The 19,289-nt window shown below is 70.4% G+C and carries 15 protein-coding genes and 1 pseudogene; 4 read left to right on the forward strand and 12 right to left on the reverse strand.

Annotated elements, in window-relative coordinates:
- Positions 1-90: 90 nt before the first annotated feature.
- A complete protein-coding gene (locus DCW30_RS20795; protein WP_076687031.1) occupies positions 91-1,113 on the forward strand; it encodes a LacI family DNA-binding transcriptional regulator in 1,023 nt (340 codons plus the stop codon).
- A gap of 69 nt (positions 1,114-1,182) precedes the next feature.
- Here DCW30_RS20795 and prcA read toward each other — a convergent pair whose 3' ends face one another.
- The 6 genes and pseudogenes from prcA to arc form a co-directional block, all read right to left on the reverse strand.
- Positions 1,183-1,932 (reverse strand): proteasome subunit alpha, encoded by a 750-nt coding sequence (prcA, locus tag DCW30_RS20800; protein WP_076687030.1) that lies wholly within the window; start codon positions 1,930-1,932, stop codon positions 1,183-1,185.
- A gap of 49 nt (positions 1,933-1,981) precedes the next feature.
- Entirely contained in the window at positions 1,982-2,830 is an 849-nt protein-coding gene (gene prcB, locus DCW30_RS20805) for a proteasome subunit beta (RefSeq protein ID WP_062780034.1), read from the reverse strand.
- Positions 2,782-2,970 (reverse strand): annotated as a pseudogene (locus DCW30_RS20810) (endonuclease domain-containing protein); the annotation flags it as partial. The gene prcB and the pseudogene DCW30_RS20810, both read right to left, overlap by 49 nt.
- Positions 2,971-3,075: 105 nt before the next feature.
- Positions 3,076-3,294, reverse strand: coding sequence for a ubiquitin-like protein Pup (locus DCW30_RS20815; RefSeq protein ID WP_062780032.1), 219 nt, complete (start codon positions 3,292-3,294; stop codon positions 3,076-3,078).
- Positions 3,295-3,417: 123 nt separating this feature from the next.
- The gene (gene dop / locus DCW30_RS20820; RefSeq protein ID WP_338400583.1) at positions 3,418-4,929 is read right to left on the reverse strand and encodes a depupylase/deamidase Dop; all 1,512 of its coding nucleotides are present in this window, start codon (positions 4,927-4,929) and stop codon (positions 3,418-3,420) included.
- A gap of 213 nt (positions 4,930-5,142) precedes the next feature.
- Positions 5,143-6,909, reverse strand: a complete 1,767-nt coding sequence (gene arc / locus DCW30_RS20825) for a proteasome ATPase (RefSeq protein ID WP_062780029.1) — start codon at positions 6,907-6,909, stop codon at positions 5,143-5,145.
- A 255-nt stretch (positions 6,910-7,164) separates the two neighbouring features.
- On the opposite strand from arc, the gene DCW30_RS20835 reads away from it, so the two are divergent.
- Positions 7,165-7,479 (forward strand): ferredoxin, encoded by a 315-nt coding sequence (locus DCW30_RS20835; RefSeq protein ID WP_062780027.1) that lies wholly within the window; start codon positions 7,165-7,167, stop codon positions 7,477-7,479.
- Positions 7,480-7,511: 32 nt separating this feature from the next.
- Here DCW30_RS20835 and DCW30_RS20840 read toward each other — a convergent pair whose 3' ends face one another.
- The 3 genes from DCW30_RS20840 to DCW30_RS38255 form a co-directional block, all read right to left on the reverse strand.
- Positions 7,512-8,093 carry a hypothetical protein gene (locus tag DCW30_RS20840; RefSeq protein ID WP_076687029.1) on the reverse strand — a complete coding sequence of 194 codons (582 nt, stop codon included), beginning with the start codon at positions 8,091-8,093 and terminating at the stop codon, positions 7,512-7,514.
- Between the two features lie 231 nt (positions 8,094-8,324).
- A complete protein-coding gene (locus tag DCW30_RS20845) occupies positions 8,325-9,227 on the reverse strand; it encodes a tRNA (adenine-N1)-methyltransferase (protein ID WP_062780022.1) in 903 nt (300 codons plus the stop codon).
- 95 nt (positions 9,228-9,322) lie between these two features.
- Positions 9,323-10,453 (reverse strand): site-2 protease family protein, encoded by a 1,131-nt coding sequence (locus tag DCW30_RS38255; RefSeq protein WP_418347320.1) that lies wholly within the window; start codon positions 10,451-10,453, stop codon positions 9,323-9,325.
- Positions 10,454-11,287: 834 nt separating this feature from the next.
- Between DCW30_RS38255 and DCW30_RS20855 the strand changes: the two genes are divergently transcribed.
- Both DCW30_RS20855 and DCW30_RS20860 read left to right on the forward strand, forming a co-directional pair.
- The gene (locus tag DCW30_RS20855) at positions 11,288-12,169 is read left to right on the forward strand and encodes a RecB family exonuclease (protein WP_076687028.1); all 882 of its coding nucleotides are present in this window, start codon (positions 11,288-11,290) and stop codon (positions 12,167-12,169) included.
- 14 nt (positions 12,170-12,183) lie between these two features.
- The gene (locus DCW30_RS20860; RefSeq protein ID WP_062780015.1) at positions 12,184-12,855 is read left to right on the forward strand and encodes a response regulator; all 672 of its coding nucleotides are present in this window, start codon (positions 12,184-12,186) and stop codon (positions 12,853-12,855) included.
- 112 nt (positions 12,856-12,967) lie between these two features.
- On the opposite strand, the gene DCW30_RS20865 is transcribed toward DCW30_RS20860, so the two are convergent.
- The 3 genes from DCW30_RS20865 to metH form a co-directional block, all read right to left on the reverse strand.
- The gene (locus DCW30_RS20865) at positions 12,968-14,575 is read right to left on the reverse strand and encodes an ABC transporter substrate-binding protein (RefSeq protein ID WP_076687027.1); all 1,608 of its coding nucleotides are present in this window, start codon (positions 14,573-14,575) and stop codon (positions 12,968-12,970) included.
- Between the two features lie 339 nt (positions 14,576-14,914).
- Positions 14,915-15,610: an HAD family hydrolase gene (locus tag DCW30_RS20870; protein WP_062780010.1), complete on the reverse strand. Its 696-nt coding sequence runs from the start codon at positions 15,608-15,610 to the stop codon at positions 14,915-14,917.
- Between the two features lie 101 nt (positions 15,611-15,711).
- Positions 15,712-19,251 (reverse strand): methionine synthase, encoded by a 3,540-nt coding sequence (metH, locus tag DCW30_RS20875; RefSeq protein WP_076687026.1) that lies wholly within the window; start codon positions 19,249-19,251, stop codon positions 15,712-15,714.
- Between the last annotated feature and the right edge of the window lie 38 nt (positions 19,252-19,289).

Below are 19,289 nucleotides of genomic sequence, written 5' to 3' on the forward strand. Positions count from 1 at the left end.
TTTACGTATAACGTCGAGTGTCATACGTACCATGAGCGCAGTCCGCGGGTCCACCAGTTCCCGCCCTCGGACACGATCTGGGAGGTAGCAGTGGCCGGGCCACAGCAGGAGACCGGGGGCCCGCGGCCCACCAGCCGCGACGTCGCGCGCGCGGCCGGTGTCTCGCAGGCGACCGTCTCCCTGGTGCTCGGAGACAAGTGGCGCGGCCGGGTCGCCGAGCCGACCGCCGAGCGCGTCAGGACCACGGCGCGGGAGCTCGGCTACCGGCCCAACCTCGCCGCCCGCAACCTGCGCCTGGGCAGGACGAGGACCGCGCTCCTGGTGGTCCCCGCCCTCACCAACGAGTTCTTCGCCCATGTCCACACCGGGGCCGCCCGTGTCGCCGCCCGGCACGGCTTCGGCGTCGTCCTCTACCTCTCTCCCGACGGCGCCGGGCCCGCCCGCGACCCCTTCGACTCCGCGCGGGCCTCACTGGACGGCGTGCTCGCGTCCTCCATGGCCTCCCACGCGCTCGCCGCCATCCGCGGCGACGACCTGCCCCTGGTGATGCTCGACAGCGACCCGGCCCGCAGCCTCGGCGCCGCCACCGTCAACCTCGATCTCGCCGACGGCATGCGCCGCGTGACCGAGCATCTGCTGGCCCTCGGCCACCGCGACTTCCTGCACCTCGCCGCCGACATCGACTCCTGGACCTTCGACGTCCGGGCGAACGCCCTCGCCGCGGCCCTCAGCGGCACCGGGGCGGCCGTACGCCGCGCGGCCGCCCCCCTGACCGTCGAGGCCGCCCGCACGGCCGCTGAGGCCGCCCTGGCCGCTCCTGGGCCCCGGCCCACCGCGGTCATCTGCGACGACGACTTCCTCGCCGCGGGCGTCTGCAAGGCGGCGCGGCGGCTCGGTCTGTGCGTCCCCGAGGACCTCTCCGTGACCGGCTTCGACGACCTCACCCTCGCGACCGCCGTGGAACCGGAGCTCACCACCGTCCGGCTGCCCGCCGAGCACTTCGGGGAGCGCGGCATGGAGTCCCTCATGGCCGTCGTCGAGGGCCGCGCCCCCGACTCCACGCCGCTGGCCGTCGAACTCGTCGTACGGGGCTCGACCGGCCCCGCACGCTGACCGGCCCCGCACGCATGTGCGCCCCGTACCCCCGGATCGCCGGGGGTACGGGGCGCACATGCGTGCGGGCTACTCGGCGTCGGCCTCGGGCTCGGTGTCGGACGGGGCGTCCGTCGAACCGCCCTCGTCGAGCAGACGGGACAGCTGGCGCCCCACGATCCGCTTGAACTTCCGCTTCTGCGGACGCGTCCTGTCGAGCACCGCCACCTCGAGGCGCTCGGCGGGGATCTCCCGCTCGCTGCCGTTGGTGTCCCGCGACAGCGCGCGCACCGCGAGCTTGAGCGCCTCGGCCAGCGTCATGCTGTCGCTGTGGTGCTGGTCCAGATAGGTGCTGATCTGCTCGGCGTTGCCGCCGACGGCCAGCGAACCGTGCTCGTCCACGATGGAGCCGTCGTGCGGCAGGCGGTAGATCTGGTCGCCCTCGCGGGTGACGCCCACCTCGGCGACGACGAGCTCCACCTCATAGGGCTTCTCGGCGGCGCTGGAGAAGATCGTGCCCAGCGTCTGCGCGTACACGTTCGCCAGACCGCGGGCCGTCACGTCGTCGCGGTCGTAGGTGTAACCACGGAGATCGGCGTAGCGGACGCCGCCGATGCGGAGGTTCTCGTACTCGTTGTACTTGCCGGCGGCCGCGAACCCGATGCGGTCGTAGATCTCGCTGAACTTGTGCAGCGCGCGGGACGGGTTCTCGCCGACGAACACGATGCCGTCGGCGTATTGCAGAACGACCAGACTGCGGCCGCGCGCGATGCCCTTGCGGGCGTATTCCGCGCGGTCGGCCATCTGCTGCTGTGGTGATACATAGAACGGCGTCGACACCGGATCCGTCCCTTTCTGTCAAAAAATACTGGCGGCGAATTCGGGACGGTCAGAGCAGCGCGGCACGCGGGCCGTCGGGCTGTTCCATCCGCCTCTCCAGGATCGAACGCGCGATCGCCGCGGACTCGTCGTCCGTGAGCCTGCGGAAACCGTCGTCGGTGATCACGGTGACGATGGGATAGATCCGCCGCCCCACGTCGGGGCCGCCGGTCGCCGAGTCGTCGTCGGCCGCGTCGTACAGCGCCTGGACCACCAGGGTCGTGGCCTCGTCCTCGGTCAGACCGTCGTGGTACAGCTTCTTCATGGCGCCGCGGGCGAAGACCGAACCGGACCCGGTCGCCGCGTACCCGACGTGCTCCTCCGAGCGGCCGCCCGTGACGTCGTACGAGAAGATGCGGCCCTTCTCGCGGTCCACGTCATAGCCCGCGAAGACCGGCACCACGGCCAGGCCCTGCATGGCCATGCCGAGATTGCCCCGGATCATCGTGGAGAGGCGGTTCGCCTTGCCCTCCAGGGAGAGCGTGGCCCCCTCCACCTTCTCGAAGTGCTCCAGCTCCAGCTGGAAGAGCTTCACCATCTCCACGGCCAGGCCCGCCGTGCCGGCGACGCCCACCGCCGAGTACTCGTCGGCGGGGAAGACCTTCTCGATGTCGCGCTGCGCGATCATGTTGCCCATCGTCGCCCGCCGGTCACCGGCGAGGACCACGCCGCCGGGGAACGTCACGGCCACGATGGTCGTGCCGTGCGGCGCCTCGACCGCGCCCTGCAGGGGCGGCAGTTGGCGGTTCCCCGGCAGGATCTCGGGCTGGTGCTCGGTCAGGAAGTCCATGAAGGACGACGAACCAGGCGTCAGGAAGGCAGCTGGCAGACGCCCGGTGTGACGAGTGTTGGCTTCCACGTGGATCCCTCCAAATAGGCGGCAGCCCGACGAACTGTGTCGGGATCGTCTCCCAACTTGCCGATGGCCGAATTGCAGTTGAAGCACAGTACGCCACGGACCCTACCCGCCTCGTGGCGGTGATCCACATGGATTGCGGGAGGCATGGGGACAGGCCACGCGGAGCGCCCTCCGCCAGCGGCGCTCCGCGTCCGCCCCTCAACCACCCGATCCACTGCGACCTTGGATTCCAAGGCCTAGAGGGTCTACTGTCCGCCCTTCTGAACGAAGGACCGCACGAAGTCCTCGGCATTCTCCTCAAGCACGTCGTCGATCTCGTCCAGAACGGAGTCCACGTCGTCGCTCAGCTTCTCCTGGCGCTCCTTGAGGTCCTCGGAGCCCTGCGCCTCGGGCGCCTGCTCCTCGGTCTCCTCGGTGGAACGCGTCGCCTTCTGCTGTCCGCCGCCGGTGTCCTTGGTCGCCATCTACCTCACCCCGCTCGCTCGGTTAGACGTTCTTGATCAGACCCTACAAGCCGGGTCCGACATCGGCCCCGCACTTGGTGCAACGCACGGGACCCACCTCTGTGATTCCCGCCCCGATGACCTTTAGCCGCCCGAGAGCACGCGAACCAGTTCCTCCGCCGAGCGGCAGCGGTCCAGGAGCTCCTTGACGTGGTTCCTGGTCCCGCGCAGGGGCTCCAGGGTCGGCACCCGTTGCAGGGAGTCACGGCCGGGCAGGTCGAAGATGACGGAGTCCCAGGAGGCGGCGGCCACGTCGTCCGCGTACTGCTCCAGGCACCGGCCGCGGAAGTACGCCCGCGTGTCCTCGGGCGGCTTGGCGCCCGCTCGCTCCACGTCCGCCTCGTCAAGGAGCCGCTTCATCTTGCCGCGCGCCACCAGACGGTTGTACAGGCCCTTCTCGGCCCGTACGTCGGCGTACTGGAGGTCCACCAGGTGCAGGCGCGCGGCGTCCCAGTCGAGGTCGTCACGGCGGCGGTAGCCCTCCATGAGCTCCCGCTTGGCGACCCAGTCCAGCTCGCCGGAGAGGCTCATCGGATCGCTCTCCAGGCGGCCGAGCACGTCCTCCCAGCGGGTGAGCACGTCCTTGGTCTGCTCGTCCGCGTCGGAGCCGTACCGCTCCTCCACGTACTTGCGGGCCAGTTCGTAGTACTCCATCTGGAGCTGCACGGCGGTGAGTGACCGGCCGCTGCGGAGCGTGACCAGATGCTTGAGCGACGGGTCGTGCGAGACCTGGTGCAGGGTGCGCACCGGCTGGTCGACCGCGAGGTCCACCGCGATGAAGCCGTCCTCGATCATGGCGAGCACCAGGGAGGTGGTGCCGAGCTTGAGATAGGTGGAGATCTCCGAGAGGTTGGCGTCGCCGATGATGACGTGCAGCCTGCGGTACTTCTCGGCGTCCGAGTGCGGCTCGTCGCGCGTGTTGATGATGGGCCGCTTCAGGGTCGTCTCCAGGCCCACCTCGACCTCGAAGTAGTCGGCCCGCTGGCTCAGCTGGAAGCCGTGCTCGTGGCCGTCCTGGCCGATGCCGACGCGTCCGGCGCCGGTGACGACCTGGCGGGAGACGAAGAAGGGCGTCAGGTGCCGCACGATGTCCGAGAAGGGGGTCTCCCGCTTCATCAGGTAGTTCTCGTGCGTGCCGTAGGAGGCGCCCTTGTTGTCGGTGTTGTTCTTGTAGAGGTGGATCGGCTGGGCGCCGGGGAGCTGGGCCGCGCGGTCGGCCGCCTCGGCCATGATGCGTTCGCCGGCCTTGTCCCAGAGGACCGCGTCCCTGGGATTGGTGATCTCCGGTGAGCTGTACTCGGGGTGCGCGTGGTCCACGTAGAGACGCGCCCCGTTGGTGAGGATGACGTTGGCGAGGCCGATGTCCTCGTCGGTCAGCTGGCTGGAGTCGGCGGCCTCGCGGGCGAGGTCGAAGCCTCGCGCGTCCCGCAGCGGGTTCTCCTCCTCGAAGTCCCAGCGGGCGCGTCGCGCCCGGTGCATCGCCGCGGCGTAGGCGTTGACGATCTGGGATGAGGTGAGCATGGCATTGGCGTTGGGGTGGCCGGGGACGGAGATGCCGTACTCCGTCTCGATGCCCATTACTCGCCGTACGGTCATGCGGCCCTCCTTGCCCGGCGGCGCTCCCGTCCGGGAACGGCGCTCAAGTACCGCTGGTGCTCCGGTGCATGTGCGGTGCCCGTCCCCGCACTGCGCGACTCGGCGGTACCGAAGAGACTAGAACGCCTTTGCGCTGGTGGGGAGATCATTGCCTTCATTGAAAAGCAGACGGCCGCGGGTACCCGTGAAGGACACCCGCAGCCGCCCTGTGTTCTAGAGGTACTGACCGGTGTTGGCCACCGTGTCGATGGAGCGTCCCGTGTCCGCGCCCTGCTTTCCGGTGACGAGGGTGCGGATGTACACGATCCGCTCGCCCTTCTTTCCGGAGATCCTGGCCCAGTCGTCGGGGTTGGTGGTGTTGGGCAGGTCCTCGTTCTCCTTGAACTCGTCGATGCACGCCTGCAGGAGATGAGCGACCCGGAGGCCCTTCTGGTTCGCTTCGAGGAAGGCCTTGATGGCCATCTTCTTGGCGCGGCCCACGATGTTCTCGATCATGGCGCCGGAGTTGAAGTCCTTGAAGTAGAGGACTTCCTTGTCACCGTTGGCGTACGTCACCTCGAGGAAGCGGTTCTCCTCGGATTCGGCGTACATCTGCTCGACGACGGACTGGATCATGCCGTGCACCGTGGCGCGCCGGTCGGCGCTGTGCTCGGCGAGGTCGTCGGCGTGCAGCGGCAGCCGTTCGGTGAGGTACTTGGCGAAGATGTCCTTCGCCGCCTCGGCGTCCGGGCGCTCGATCTTGATCTTCACGTCGAGTCGTCCGGGGCGCAGGATCGCGGGGTCGATCATGTCCTCGCGGTTGGAGGCGCCGATGACGATGACGTTCTCCAGGCCCTCCACACCGTCGATCTCGGCGAGGAGCTGCGGGACGATGGTGTTCTCCACGTCCGAGCTGACGCCGGAGCCACGGGTGCGGAAGAGCGACTCCATCTCGTCGAAGAAGACGATGACGGGGGTGCCCTCGCTCGCCTTCTCCCGTGCGCGCTGGAAGACCAGGCGGATGTGGCGCTCGGTCTCACCGACGTACTTGTTGAGGAGCTCCGGGCCCTTGATGTTGAGGAAGTAGCTCTTCCCCGCGGGCTGGCCGGTCACCTCGGCGACCTTCTTGGCGAGCGAGTTGGCGACGGCCTTCGCGATCAGCGTCTTGCCGCAGCCGGGGGGCCCGTACAGCAGCACGCCCTTGGGCGGCCGCAGTTCGTGCTCCTTGAAAAGGTCGGGATAGAGGTACGGGAGCTCGACGGCGTCCCGGATCATCTCGATCTGGCCGCCGAGGCCGCCGATCTTCTCGTAGCTGATGTCGGGGACTTCTTCGAGGACGAGCTCTTCGACCTCGCTCTTCGGCACGACCTCGTAGACGTACCCGGAACGGGGTTCGAGCAGCAGGGCGTCGCCCGGGCGGATGGTGACGTCGAGGAGGGGTTCGGCGAGCCGCACCACTCGTTCTTCGTCGGTGTGTCCGACCACCAGGGCGCGGTCGCCGTCCTCCAGGATCTCCTTGAGGGTGACGATGTCGCCGACGCTCTCGTACTCCATGGCCTCGACCACGTTGAGCGCTTCGTTGAGCATCACTTCCTGGCCACGCCTGAGCTCTTCGAGCTCCACGCTGGGGCTGACGTTCACCCGGAGCTTGCGGCCCCCGGTGAAGATGTCCGCCGTGCCGTCCTCGTTCGCCGCGAGGAAGACCCCGAAGCCCGCCGGCGGCTGCGCGAGCCGGTCGACCTCCTCCTTGAGGGCCACGATCTGGTCGCGGGCCTCGCGGAGCGTGTTGGCGAGCCGTTCGTTCTGTGCTGAGACGCCGGCCAGGTTGGTCTGCAGCTCGACGATCCGCTCTTCGAGAATCCTCGTATGACGCGGAGAGTCGGCGAGCTTGCGTCGCAGGACGGCGATTTCCTGCTCGAGATAGGCAACCTGACCGGCAGGGTCTTCAGACCCTCGTCCCGGCCGGATGCCGCGGTTGATGTCGTCGTCGTGGGCTGCCACGGTCCTCACCTCCTCCAAGGGGAGCTGGACGCTTCCAGACCCTACCTGGGTGGGTGTCGATTGAAACCCCTAGATCACAAAGACGATGGGGGTGTGTCCGATCTTCACCCTTGCGCTCTCCCTCACTCTCAGGTGAATACCCACCCAACAACATCGGAAAGCGGGCGGTTGTATCGTCGAAGTGTTCAACACCCGTCAGAGCTGGCCCGACTTACCGAGTGGTCGGGCCGCTCGGCGCAGCTACCGGCAGGAGAGATGACCGTGCGGCACGAGGCCGAGACCGGCAGTGAGGGCCACGATCTGCTGGAGGTCTGGATCGACCAGGACCTCTGTACCGGGGACGGCATCTGCGCCCAGTACGCCCCCGAGGTCTTCGAACTGGACATCGACGGGCTGGCCTACGTCAAGAGCGGCGACGACGAGCTGCTCCAGACCCCCGGAGCCACGACGCCGGTGCCGCTGCCGCTCCTGCGCGATGTCGCGGACTCGGCGAAGGAATGCCCGGGCGACTGCATCCACGTGCGCCGGGTCTCGGACGGGACCGAGGTCTACGGCCCCGACGCGGAGTGATCGGCCCGCCCCGGTGAGGCGGGCCCCGTCAGTCAGACGCTGCGCGCTCCGGCCTGCGTCGCCCGTGCGAACGCGCCGTCCTTCCACTGCCACTTGGCCGCTTCCTTTCGGTCGGGGCAGCAGCGGGGGGCGTCCAGCGAGGAGTACCCGAGCAGGGTCGCGGTGACCGCTCCCTCGCGGACGGCGAGGCCGGTGGCGTTGAGCCGGTCCTCGGGGTCGACGAGCGTCGCGACCACGCGGGGCTTCCCCGTGCCGGGGCGGGTGAGCACGTAGACCCCGTCGGGCGGGGTGCCCGAACCGGCGCGGCAGTGCACGACGGCCACGGTCTCGGCCCGGCCGTCGCCGTCCAGGTCGCCGGAGGCCTTCGTCTTCACGACGGGCCGCACCGTGCCGCAGTCGAGCGGGAAGTCCACGGACGCGGGGTCGGGCGCCGGGGCGGCGACGCCCGCGGCGGCTCTGGGGCGGGTCTCGGGACCCGTCTGGGCGGCGGTGGCGGCGTCGGGCTGGAGGACGGCGGAGCCCGCGACGACGGCGGCCAGGGCGGCCGCGGTGGCCAGCCAGTGGACGGGGCGGGCGGCGGTGTGTGCCAGTTCCGGGACGGCGGGGTGCTGCACGAGGAAGTGTCTCCTGTGAGGGCTGTGCCGGTGGGGGAGGTGGCCAGCATCGTGCCATACGTCACAGTGACGTGGAACACCGGGGTCCGGGGGTACCCGGACGGTTTTCGCCGCGCGGCCTCCCGTGCCGGCCGGTCCCCCTCCAACGAAACGGCGCCGCCGCCGAGTTCCCTGGTCGGTCAGGGAACTCGGCGGCGGCGCCTGCTCATTGGGCGGGGTGCGGCGCGCGGGTCAGCGCGGGGTGCCGCCGTCCGCGTTGGGTCCGGAGTAGTCCTCGCCGTACGCGCCCTTGGCGGGGCGGCGGCGGCGCATGGGGGGCTCGACGCCGTCCGCGAGGCGGCGGGCGGTGAGCAGGAAGCCGGTGTGACCGATCATGCGGTGGTCGGGACGGACGGCCAGGCCCTCGATGTGCCAGTTGCGGATCATCGACTCCCAGGCGGTCGGCTCGTTGAAGCCGCCGATCTCGCGGATGGACTCCACGGTCCGCGCGAGCTGGGTGGTGGTCGCCACGTAGCAGCAGAGGATGCCGCCGGGGACGAGCGCCTTGGAGACGGCCTCCAGGCACTCCCAGGGGGCGAGCATGTCGAGGATGACCCGGTCGACCTCGGTGTCGCTGAGGTTGTCCTGGAGGTCGCCCACGGTGAGCTGCCAGGCGGGGTGGGGGGCGCCGAAGTAGCGCTCCACGTTCTGCCGGGCGATGTCCGCGAAGTCCTCACGGCGCTCGTACGAGTGCAGCATCCCCTGGTCGCCGATGGCCCGGAGCAGGAAGCTGCTCAGTGAGCCCGAGCCCACGCCCGCCTCGACGACGCGCGCGCCGGGGAAGATGTCGGCGAAGGCCAGGATCTGCCCCGCGTCCTTGGGGTAGACCACGGCGGCGCCGCGGGGCATGGACAGGACGTAGTCGGGGAGCAGGGGGCGCAGCGCCAGGTAGGCGACGTTCCCCGTGGTACGGACAACACTGCCCTCGGGAGCGCCGATCAGCTCGTCGTGGGGGAAGGAACCCTTGTGGGTGTGGAAATTCTTCCCGGCCTCGAGCGTGAACGTGTAGTGGCGTCCCTTGGGGTCGGTGAGCTGGACCTGGTCCCCGACCTTGAAGGGCCCGCGACGGCGGGCGGCACCGGTCGGTTCGGACATGTGACCAGCCTACCGGCCGCGGCGGACACCGCCGACCACGGCGGCGGCCACCGGGGCCCCCGGCCCGGCCGCGCCGGGATCTGGGAGGGCCAGGGCTAGGAGGGCCGGGCCATCGCCTTGACGAAGGCGCGCTCCACGTCGGCCGCGGAGAGGACGCCGTAGATCTCGCCGGAGTCCTCGACCACCAGGTACTCGGTGGCGGGCGTGGCCCTGAGCGTGTCGAGCAGCTCCTCCCCCGCCAGCTCCGCGGAGACGCGCATCCCCTCGGTGAGGTCCTGGGCGAGGCCGCTGACCGTGACCCAGGGGCGGCGGTGCTGGGGCACGGAGACGATGGCCGCCTCGCGCACCACGGCCGTGGGGTCGCCGTCGGGGTCGACCACGACCAGGGCGCGGGCGCCCGCGTCGTTGGCGCGGCGCAGCGCTTCGGAGAGGGGGGTGCCGGACTCGACGGGCACCGCGCGGCGGGTGAGGGTGCGGGCGCGCAGCTCGGGCAGGTGTTCGCGCAGACGGGCCATGCGCAGGCTGTTCCCCGCGCCGGTCCAGATGATGGCGGCGAGGATCGCGGCGAGCAGGGCGTCGGTGACGGTGTTCATGCCGCCGATCTCCTGGGGGTCGCCGCCCAGCGCCCCGGACTGGTTGAGCAGGGGCAGGCCGATCAGCACGGAGACGGCGAGCGCGCGGCCCACCCAGGCGGCGGCGATGGTGCCGCTCATCGGCTTGCCGGTGATCTTCCAGACGACGGCGCGGAGCATGCGGCCGCCGTCCAGCGGCAGGCCGGGCAGGAGGTTGAAGACGGCGACGATGAGGTTGGAGATCATCAGCCCGGCGAGCAGGACGCCGGGGACGGTGCCGGGCTCGACTGCGCGCATGCCGGCGTAGAAGACACCGGCGAGCACGAGGGAGAGCAGCGGTCCCACGAAGGCGAGGACGAACTCCCGGCCGGGGGTCTCCGACTCCTTCTCGATCTCCGAGACGCCGCCGAAGAACTGGAGCTGGATGCGGCGCACCGGCAGCTTGAAGCGGAGGGCCGCGACGGTGTGGGCCAGTTCGTGGACGAGCACGGAGGCGTAGAAGGCGACGGCGAAGAAGAGCGACACCAGGTAGCGGGCGCCGCCGAGCTCCGGCAGGACGCGGTCGAGCTGGCCGCCGAAGACCCAGGTGATGAGGGCGGCGACGAGGAACCAGCTGGGCGCGACGTACACCGGCACGCCGAACGGTCTGCCCATGAGCAGGCCGCCACCGGGTCCCCTCTTCTGCGCCTTGGGAGGCCCGGTCCGCCGCCCTCGGGCTCCGGGCGCGGGGGGCCGGGTCCCGGTGGGCCCGGAGCCGCCGGGGGCCTGCGGCCGGCCGGCGGGGCGGGCCTCGGTGGCACCCGGCTCGGTCCCTCCGGCCTCGGTGGCTCCCGGCTCAGGGGCTGCCGGCTGTGCGGCGCGCGGCCCGGCGGCTGCGGGCATGGCGGCCGGGGGCTCGGCGGCGCCCGGCGCAGGGGCTGCCGGCTCGGCCCCTCCGGCCTCGGTGGCTCCCGGCTCGGTCGCTCCCGGCTCAGGGGCTGCCGGCTCGGCGGCTGCCGGCTCGGTCGCTCCGGCCTCGGTGGCTCCCGGCGCAGGGGCTGCCGGCTCGGTGGCTGCGGGCTCGGCCGGGGGCTCCGTGGCGTCCCGGTCAGCGGCCTCCCGCTCCGTGGTGCTCCGCTCAGGTGTCGCGTCCCCCGCAGGGCCCTGTGCCCGCGGGGTCTTGGTGAGCGGGGTGGCCGGCCGGGGTTCAGGCTGCCGGTCCGCGGCCGGGGGCGCGTCCGCCGCACCCCGCGGAGGACGTGTGGGCTCCTCGGCCACGTCGAGCGGGCGCGGCGACTCGGCGGAGCCCGCCGTGCCACTCGGGCGCGGGCCCCCGGCGCCGTCGGACTGCGGCCTGCCGCTCTCGCCGCGTTCGTCCACGATGTCCCCTCGTTCGGAAGCGTCCCTCGCCCGGTATGGCGTGGTTGCCCACACGATCATGCAGGGCGAGAGGGTTCGTCGTCGATGGTATGCGGCCGTTGTCAGTGGCGGGTCGTAGGGTCTGTCCCTATGGAAACCAGCTCCGAGGACGCCGCGGCGGCCGTGCGCCCGGCGTCCCTGTCGCCCTCGCGCGCGGGTGACTTCATGCAGTGCCCCTTGCTGTATCGCTTCCGGGTGATCGACAAGCTGCCCGAGAAGCCCAGCGAGGCGGCGACGCGGGGCACCCTCGTGCACGCGGTCCTGGAGCGCCTCTTCGACGCGCCGGCGAGCGAGCGGACGGCGCCGCGCGCCAAGTCGCTGATCCCCGCCCAGTGGGACAAGCTGCGCGAGAGCAGACCGGAGCTGACCGAGCTGTTCGCCGACGATCCGCGCGGCGAGCGGATGGCGCGCTGGCTGTCGGACGCGGAGAAGCTGGTCGAGCGCTGGTTCACCCTGGAGGACCCGACGCGCCTCGAGCCCGCCGAGCGCGAGCTGTTCGTGCAGGCCGAGCTGGCCTCGGGGCTGCGGCTGCGCGGCATCATCGACCGCGTCGACGTGGCCCCCTCGGGCGACGTCAGGATCGTGGACTACAAGACGGGCAAGGCCCCCCGCCCGGAGTACGCGGAGGGCGCGCTGTTCCAGATGAAGTTCTACGCCCTGGTGGTGTGGCGCCTGAAGGGCGTGATCCCGCGCCGCCTCCAGCTCGTCTATCTGGGCAGCGGCGACGTCATCACGTACGACCCGGTGATGGCCGACCTGGAGCGGGTGGAGCGGAAGCTGCTGGCGCTCTGGGAGGCGATCGAGCGGGCGACCGCGACGGGCGAGTGGCGCCCCCGGCCGTCGAAATTGTGCGGCTGGTGCGACCACCAGGCGGTATGCCCTGAATTCGGGGGGACTCCCCCGCCGTATCCGCTTCCTCTCAGGGCGCCCGAGTCGGCAGAGGACGAGCAGGGCAGAATGGGGCCGGGCTAGCTAAGGAGAGTTACGTGGCCATCCGCGTCCTACTGGTCGATGACCAGCCGCTGTTGCGCACCGGTTTCCGGATGATTCTGGAGGCCGAGCAGGACATCGCGGTCGTCGGCGAGGCCGGAGACGGCCTGCAGGCTCTTGACCAGGTGCGGGCGCTCCAGCCCGATGTGGTCCTCATGGACATCCGCATGCCGCGGATGGACGGCGTCGAGGCGACCCGGCAGATCACCGGCCCCGGCCGGGACGGTCCGGCGAAGGTCCTGGTCCTGACCACCTTCGACCTGGACGAGTACGTGGTGGAGGCGCTGCGCGCCGGCGCCAGCGGCTTCCTGCTCAAGGACGCCCCGGCGAACGAGCTGGTGCAGGCGATCCGCGTGGTCGCCGGGGGCGAGGCGATGCTCGCGCCGAGCATCACGCGCCGCCTGCTCGACAAGTACTCCGCGCACCTGCCCTCCGGCGAGGAGCCGGTGCCCGACACCCTGCACACGCTCACCGAGCGTGAGGTCGAGGTGCTGAAGCTGGTGGCGCGCGGCCTGTCGAACGCGGAGATCGCGGCGGACCTCTTCGTGAGCGAGACGACCGTGAAGACGCACGTCGGCCATGTGCTCACCAAGCTGGGCCTGCGCGACCGCGTCCAGGCCGCGGTGTACGCGTACGAGAGCGGTCTGGTGCGCCCCGGCGCCCAGTAGCCGCGCACGGACGACGACCAGTAGCCGCGCACGGACGACGAAAGGCGGTCGCCCCTCGGAAGGGGCGGCCGCCTTTCGTCACCTCGGGCCGTGGAAGCGGCGCGTCAGAGAGTCACTCGCTGACGCCCCGGCCGAGCTCCCAGAGCTGGAGGCTGGAGGCGGAGTTCAGGGCGTACTCGACGCCGGTGATGTCGTCCCGCGCGGCGATGTACTGCTTGCCCTGCCAGAGCGGCAGGACGGGGACGTCCTCGGCGACGATGTCCTGGATCTTGCGGATGCTCTTGGACGCGGCCAGACGGTCGGCCTCGCGGCGCGAGGTCGGGATCAGCTGGTCGATGATCTCGTCGTTCTGGTAGGGCGAGCCGAGGAAGTTGCCCTTGTCGAGGAAGGGCGCCACGAAGCTGTCGGCGTCGGGGAAGTCGGGGAACCAGCCCATGCCGTACACGGCGTACTTGCCGTCGCGCTCGGCCGGGCGGAAGGTGCCCCAGGGCGTTCCCTTGATCGAGACATCGAACAGACCGGAGTCGTTGAGCTGCTTCTGGAGCACCTCGAACTCCTTCTTCGTCGCCGGACCGTAGTGGTCGGTGGTGTAGTTCAGCGTCATCTTCACCGGAGTGGTGATGTTCGCCTTGCTCAGCAGGGAGCGGGCCTTGCTCGTGCTCGGGTCGCCGTACTTGTTGAAGAACGAGTTGGCGTGGCCCGTGATGGTGCTCGGCACCAGCGAGAACAGCGGGTCGGCCGTCGCGCCGTACACCGAGGAGGCCAGCGCGCCGCGGTCGATGACCTGCGCCATGGCCTGACGGACGGCCTTGCTCTTGGCAGGGGCGGCCTCGGTGTTGAAGGCGAGGTAGCGGATCTCCAGACCCTGCATCTCGACCAGGTCGATCTCCTTGTCGGAGGACCCGTCGAGCTTGGCGACCTGCTCGGGCGACATGGTGCGCGCCATCACGTCGATGTCGCCGTCCTCGAGCGCCTTGCCCATGGACTTGGTGTCCGCGAAGCTGCGCAGCTCCACCTTGTCGCTCTGCGGCTTGAACTCGCCCTTGTAGTGGGGGTTCTTGCTGAACACCGTCTTCACCAGGCGGTCGCCGTCGACCTCCTGCTCCGCGGTGTACGGGCCGGAGCCGGAGATCTCGAAGCCGTCACGCAGCTTGTTCTTGGGGTAGTCGTCCTTGCTGATGATGCCCGCGGCGGGCGTGGCCAGCTTGTACGGGAACGTCGCGTCGGGGGCCTTGAGGTGGAAGACGACCTCGCGGTCGCCCTGCGTCTCGATCTCCTCGACGTTCGACACCAGGGCGTCGACACCGCTGGAGTCCTTGATCTTGATGTCGCGGACCCGCTCGATGGAGAACTTCACGTCGGCTGCGGTCAGCGGCTCGCCGTCGGAGAACTTCAGGCCCTTGCGCAGGGTGCAGGAGTAGCGCTCGTTGCCCGTGTCGGTGAAGCCGCACTGCTGGGCCGCCTCCGGCTGGGGGTCGCCGCCGGCGCGCGGCAGGGCCATCAGCGTCTGGAGGGTCTGCCGCAGCAGGCTCCAGGAACCGGCGTCGTAGGCGTACGCCGGGTCGAAGGGCGCCGGCGCCTCCTTCGAGATGGCGAACGCGTCCGTGGTGCCGACAGCGATCGCGTCGTCACCGTCTCCGCTGCCCGAGCCGCCACACGCGGCGAGAGCGGGGGCGAGCAGACCTATGACAGCCGGCAGCACCAAAGTCTTGCGGTTCATGCTCGACGTTCTCCAGAGCTCTTGGATCCCGTGAATCCCGCAACGCGGGGTGAGGGTTGATAGGGGCACGGGGGGTGGGGCGATGTTCTCGCGACGACATTAGTCCGCGGCGGTCGGGCCCCGGAGCGGGTGGTCGCCGGGTGCCAATCACGCAGTGAAACCGGGCGTGGACGCACTGATAACCCGACACCGGAAGGATTCGTGCACGCTCTCACCAATCAGGACACAACGTCACGCCCCCCGGGGTGCCGGAGAGGGGCCCTGCATACGCCGACCCCACTGTCGACCCCCGTGCGAGTGGGAAACGTCACACGCGGGGAGGGGTTCGGATCGGAACTGTCAGAGGGTCATGAGACCTTGCAGGAAAGGCAGGTTGACGTGTTCCAGGGACGGGACGACGGTGCGTCCCGTGACCGCGGGGATCGGCGCGACCGACGGCACCGCCACGACGCGGCAGCCCGCGGCCTCCGCGGCGGCCACTCCGGTCGCGGTGTCCTCGATCACGGCGCACCGGGCGGGCTCGGCGCCGAGCCCCGAGGCCGCGAGCAGATAGGGGTCGGGGTGGGGCTTGGTGCGGGGCACCTCGTCGCCGGCGACGGTCAGCGAGAAGTGGTGGGCGCCGATCGAGGCGAGGACGCGGTCGATGATGCGCCGGTGCGAGGCGGACACGAGCGCCATCGGCACATCGTGCGCGGCGAGTTCGCCGAGCAGCCGGGCGGCGCCCGGCATCAGCGGCAGCGAACGGCTGATGCGGTCCTCGAAGCTGTCGTTGAGCAGCACGGTGAGTTCCCCGACGGTGATGTCGGCGCCGGTGGACTCGATGAGGAAGCCCGCGCTGCGCGTCATGGGCCCGCCGACGACGACGTCGCGCCAGGCCTCGTCGAGCGTGTGCCCGAGGCGGGCGAAGACCTCGACCTCGGCGTCCCACCAGAAGCCCTCGGTGTCGACGAGCGTTCCGTCCATGTCGAGGAGGACGGCCTGCAGCGCCGACCCTTCGGCCGTTCGGGTGCCGAGCGCGGGAACCGTACTGGTCATGCGACCACACCTTCCATGAGGGACGACAGGGCCGGTCGCCCGCCTGTACGGCAGGGCGACCGGCCCGCACTGGACCGACCAGTGTACGACCGACCGCGAAATCAGCGCGCGTTGAAGTACTTCGCCTCGGGGTGGTGGATGACGATGGCGTCCGTGGACTGCTCCGGGTGGAGCTGGAACTCCTCGGAGAGGTGGACGCCGATCCGCTCCGGCCGCAGCAGGTCGGCGATCTTGGCGCGGTCCTCAAGGTCCGGGCAGGCGCCGTAGCCGAGCGAGAAGCGGGCGCCGCGGTACTTCAGGGCGAACATGTCCTCCACCTCGGCGGGGTCCTCGCCGCCGAAGCCGAGCTCGGCGCGCACGCGCGCGTGCCAGTACTCGGCGAGCGCCTCGGCCAACTGCACGGACAGGCCGTGCAGTTCGAGGTAGTCGCGGTAGGAGTCGGCGGCGAACAGCTCGGCGGTGGCCTCGCCGATCCTCGATCCGACGGTGACGACCTGGAGGCCGACGACGTCGGTCTCGCCGAACTCCTCGGGGCGGAAGAAGTCCGCGAGGCACAGGCGGCGGCCGCGGCGCTGGCGCGGGAAGGTGAAGCGCGTGCGCTCCGAGCCGTCCTCGTTGAGGATGATCAGGTCGTCGCCCTTGGAGACGCACGGGAAGTAGCCGTGCACGACGGCCGCCTCCAGCATGTTCTTGGTGTGCAGCTCGTCCAGCCAGCCGCGCAGCCGGGGCCGTCCCTCGCTCTCGACCAGTTCCTCGTACGAGGGTCCGTCGCCGGTCCGCGCCTGCTTCAGGCCCCATTGGCCCTTGAAGAGTGCGCCCTCGTCGAGCCAGGAGGCGTACTCCTTGAGCTGGATGCCCTTGACGACGCGGGTGCCCCAGAAGGGCGGGGTGGGCACGGGATTGTCGGTGGCGACGTCGGAGCGGGCGGGGCCCTCCTCCACGTCGGCCTCCAGGACCGCGGCCGTGGCGCTCGTGGGCACGCGGCGCTGCTTGAGCTCGGGCAAGGTGGCGCCGGGCACGCCGCGCTTGACGGCGATGAGGGCGTCCATCAGGCGCAGGCCCTCGAAGGCGTCGCGGGCGTAGCGGACCTCGCCCTCGTAGATCTCGTGCAGGTCCTGCTCGACGTAGGCGCGGGTCAGGGCGGCGCCGCCCAGGATCACCGGGAAGTCGGCGGACATGCCGCGCTGGTTCAGCTCCTCCAGGTTCTCCTTCATGATCACGGTGGACTTGACCAGGAGGCCCGACATGCCGATCACGTCGGCGCGGTGCTCCTCGGCGGCCTCCAGGATCGCGGCGACGGGCTGCTTGATGCCGAGGTTGACGACGTTGTAGCCGTTGTTGGACAGGATGATGTCGACGAGGTTCTTGCCGATGTCGTGGACGTCGCCGCGGACGGTGGCCAGGACGATGGTGCCCTTGCCCTCGGCGCCCTCGACCTTCTCCATGTGCGGCTCCAGGTGGGCCACGGCCGTCTTCATGACCTCGGCGGACTGGAGCACGAAGGGCAGCTGCATCTGCCCGGAGCCGAACAGCTCGCCGACGACCTTCATGCCCTCCAGGAGGGTGTTGTTGACGATGTCCAGGGCCGGGGTGTCCCGCAGGGCCTCGTCGAGGTCGGCCTCCAGGCCGTTCTTCTCGCCGTCGATGATGCGGCGCTGGAGGCGCTCGTCGAGCGGCAGGGCGAGGAGTTCCTCGGCCTTGCCCGCCTTCATCGACTTGGTGGAGACGCCCTCGAAGAGCTCCATGAGCTTCTGCAGCGGGTCGTAGCCCTCGGCGCGGCGGTCGTAGATGAGGTCGCGGGCGACGGTGACCTGCTCGTCGTCGAAGCGCGCGATGGGCAGGATCTTCGAGGCGTGCACGATCGCGGAGTCCAGGCCCGCCTTGACGCACTCGTCGAGGAAGACGGAATTGAGCAGGACGCGGGCGGCCGGGTTGAGGCCGAAGGAGATGTTCGACAGGCCCAGCGTGGTCTGCACGTCCGGGTGGCGCTTCTTCAGCTCGCGGATCGCCTCGATGGTGGCGATGCCGTCCTTGCGGGACTCCTCCTGACCGGTGCAGATGGTGAAGGTCAGGGTGTCGATGAGGATGTCCGACTCGTGGATGCCCCAGTTGCCGGTGAGGTCGTCGATGATGCGCTCGGCGATGGCGACCTTGTGCTCGGCGGTGCGGGCCTGGCCCTCCTCGTCGATGGTCAGCGCGATCAGGGCGGCGCCGTGCTCCTTGGCCAGCGCGGTGACCTTGGTGAAGCGGGACTCGGGGCCGTCGCCGTCCTCGTAGTTGACGGAGTTGATGACCGCGCGTCCGCCCAGCTTCTCCAGGCCGGCGCGGAGGACGGGCAGCTCGGTGGAGTCCAGGACGATGGGCAGGGTGGAGGCGGTCGCGAAGCGGCCCGCCAGCTCCTCCATGTCCTTCACGCCGTCGCGGCCCACGTAGTCCACGCACAGGTCGAGCATGTGCGCGCCCTCGCGGATCTGGTCGCGCGCCATCTCCACGCAGTCGTCCCAGCGGCCCTCCAGCATGGCCTCGCGGAACTTCTTGCTGCCGTTGGCGTTCGTGCGCTCGCCGATCGCGAGGTAGGAGGTGTCCTGGCGGAACGGCACGCTCTGGTACAGCGAGGCGGCGCCGGGCTCGGGGCGCGGCTCGCGGGGGGCCGTCGCGACGCCGCGGACGCGCTCGACGACCTGGCGCAGGTGCTCGGGCGTGGTGCCGCAGCAGCCGCCGACCAGGGAGAGGCCGTAGTCGCGTACGAAGGTCTCCTGGGCGTCGGCCAGCTCGGCGGCCGTCAGGGGGTAGTGGGCCCCGTCCTTGCCGAGGACCGGCAGGCCCGCGTTGGGCATGCAGGAGATCGGCACGCGCGAGTGGCGGGCGAGGTAGCGCAGGTGCTCGCTCATCTCGGCGGGGCCGGTCGCGCAGTTCAGGCCGATCATGTCGATGCCGAGCGGCTCCAGGGCCGTCAGGGCGGCGCCGATCTCGGAGCCGAGGAGCATCGTGCCGGTGGTCTCGACGGTGACCGAGCAGATCAGCGGCAGGGTGGCGCCGGTGGCGTCCAGGGCGCGGCGGGCGCCGAGGATGGCCGCCTTGGTCTGCAGGAGGTCCTGGGTGGTCTCCACCAGGAGCGCGTCGGCGCCGCCGGCGATCATGCCCTCGGCGTTGGTCTGGTAGGCGTCGCGCAGGACGCCGTACGGGGCGTGGCCGAGGGTGGGCAGCTTGGTGCCGGGGCCCATCGAGCCGAGGACCCAGCGCTGCTGTCCGGTGGAGGCCGTGTACTCGTCGGCGACCTCGCGGGCGATGCGGGCGCCGGCCTCGGAGAGCTCGAAGTTGCGCTCGGGGATGTCGTACTCGCTCAGGGCGGCGAAGTTCGCGCCGAACGTGTTGGTCTCCACGCAGTCGACGCCGACGGCGAAGTACTCCTCGTGCACGGAGCGCACGATGTCGGGGCGGGTGACGTTCAGGACTTCGTTGCAGCCCTCGAGGTTCTGGAAGTCCTCAAGGGTGGGGTCCTGCGCCTGGAGCATCGTGCCCATCGCGCCGTCGGCCACGACCACGCGGGTGGCGAGGGCCTCGCGGAGGGCGTCGGACCGGGTCCTGCTCTCGGGCGGAACGGTGGTGGGGTGTGACGACGGGGTAGGCGACGAGGCCATTGAGGAGCTCCCTGGAGTGCGACGGCTGTCGGCTTTGC

The organism is Streptomyces alfalfae (genome assembly GCF_004127445.1).
Taxonomy (GTDB): Bacteria; Actinomycetota; Actinomycetes; order Streptomycetales; family Streptomycetaceae; genus Streptomyces; species Streptomyces alfalfae.

Bases quoted from the DNA above. Each gene is read 5' to 3' on its own strand.
- DCW30_RS20855 (WP_076687028.1), top strand. From the start codon at position 11,288: ATGGAAACCAGCTCCGAGGACGCCGCGGCGGCCGTGCGCCCGGCGTCC.
- DCW30_RS20835 (WP_062780027.1), top strand. From the start codon at position 7,165: ATGACCGTGCGGCACGAGGCCGAGACCGGCAGTGAGGGCCACGATCTG.
- DCW30_RS20815 (WP_062780032.1), bottom strand. From the start codon at position 3,294: ATGGCGACCAAGGACACCGGCGGCGGACAGCAGAAGGCGACGCGTTCC.
- DCW30_RS38255 (WP_418347320.1), bottom strand. From the start codon at position 10,453: ATGGGCAGACCGTTCGGCGTGCCGGTGTACGTCGCGCCCAGCTGGTTC.
- DCW30_RS20870 (WP_062780010.1), bottom strand. From the start codon at position 15,610: ATGACCAGTACGGTTCCCGCGCTCGGCACCCGAACGGCCGAAGGGTCG.
- metH (WP_076687026.1), bottom strand. From the start codon at position 19,251: ATGGCCTCGTCGCCTACCCCGTCGTCACACCCCACCACCGTTCCGCCC.
- DCW30_RS20865 (WP_076687027.1), bottom strand. From the start codon at position 14,575: ATGAACCGCAAGACTTTGGTGCTGCCGGCTGTCATAGGTCTGCTCGCC.
- DCW30_RS20845 (WP_062780022.1), bottom strand. From the start codon at position 9,227: ATGTCCGAACCGACCGGTGCCGCCCGCCGTCGCGGGCCCTTCAAGGTC.
- dop (WP_338400583.1), bottom strand. From the start codon at position 4,929: ATGACCGTACGGCGAGTAATGGGCATCGAGACGGAGTACGGCATCTCC.